The organism is Moorena sp. SIO4G3, from assembly GCF_010692305.1.
GTDB classification, from domain to species: domain Bacteria; phylum Cyanobacteriota; class Cyanobacteriia; order Cyanobacteriales; family Coleofasciculaceae; genus Moorena; species Moorena producens_A.
In genome coordinates this window covers 1-1,046 of record NZ_JAAHIG010000768.1, presented here as the reverse complement: position 1 = coordinate 1,046, position 1,046 = coordinate 1, and the positions used below count along the sequence as shown (strand labels likewise).

Annotated in this window: 2 protein-coding genes; one reads left to right on the top strand and one right to left on the bottom strand. The window is 45.9% G+C overall.

The features are described from left to right. Positions 1-324, bottom strand: a 324-nt coding sequence (locus tag F6J99_RS45310; RefSeq protein WP_293124061.1) for a methyltransferase domain-containing protein, incomplete at its 3' end; no start/stop codon positions are given. Positions 325-433: 109 nt separating this feature from the next. Between F6J99_RS45310 and F6J99_RS45305 the strand changes: the two genes are divergently transcribed. Continuing rightward, positions 434-835, top strand: coding sequence for a pre-16S rRNA-processing nuclease YqgF (locus tag F6J99_RS45305; RefSeq protein WP_293046285.1), 402 nt, complete (start codon positions 434-436; stop codon positions 833-835). The last annotated feature ends 211 nt before the right edge of the window (positions 836-1,046 follow it).

Here is a 1,046-nt window from a genome sequence, read left to right as displayed (position 1 = left end):
TTCAGGTAAGTTGGTCTGTTGAGCAGTTCCATCCCGGAATTCAACCAATGGATCGGTGCTAGCAGCTTCTCTCATCTGAGTATTGGGTTCGATGGCAATAACTCGCACTCCCCGTTGAGCTAGTAGCCGAGAGGAAATTCCTGTTCCTGCACCAATATCCGCAGCTACCAGTTGCCCTCTGTTCTCAAGTCCTTCCAGAATCTTATCGATAGCTGCAGCTGGGTAACTAGGTCGGTATTTGGCATAATCTGCTACCAGCTCAGAAAATCGACTCTCTGGGTTCATCTGGTGTAATGGTGTTGTCTCAAGGTTCGTTTCGCCCATGATTAATACCAATCAGGATTTAGGCAATCACTATACTTGTAGGGTAGGGTACTAGTTGTGTTGCCAGATTAGCAATTTTGACAAAGATTTACATAATCCGTGCATTGAGATGATTTTAGGCTTCGATCCAGGACGAGATAAATGTGGTGTAGCAGTAATGGAGAAAGAAGGTCAGCTGCTAACCCATGAGGTAGTAGCTTCAGGAAATGCGATCGCAAAACTCCAGCAACTGTGTCAACAATTCCCCATTGAAACCATTGTGATGGGAGACCAAACTACTGCCAAGAGATGGAAACGGAAAATCCAGGAGGAATTACCAGCATCAGTACCTATTGTCCTGGTAGATGAGCGCTACAGTAGTTTAGAAGCTCGCCCACGCTACTGGCAAATGTATCCTCCCAAAGGGTTCCAACGCCTTATCCCCCAAGGAATGCGCCAACCTCCTCGACCCATTGATGATATTGTGGCAATTTTGTTAATCGAGCGCTATATAATCAAAAGCAAAAGCTAGAAGGGATATCGTCGTCTTCCCTTGGGCATAACCTATTGACAGGATGCTCAAGCCTCTTCTAATTTTCCCCTATTATCCCTTCTGAGAAGATAGCATTTCTCATAGTAATGAGGTACAAATTTTTCCCATTCTCTACTCCCTACTCCCTACTCCCTACTCCCTACTCCCTACTCCCTACTCCCTACTCCCTACTCCCTACTCCCTACTCCCT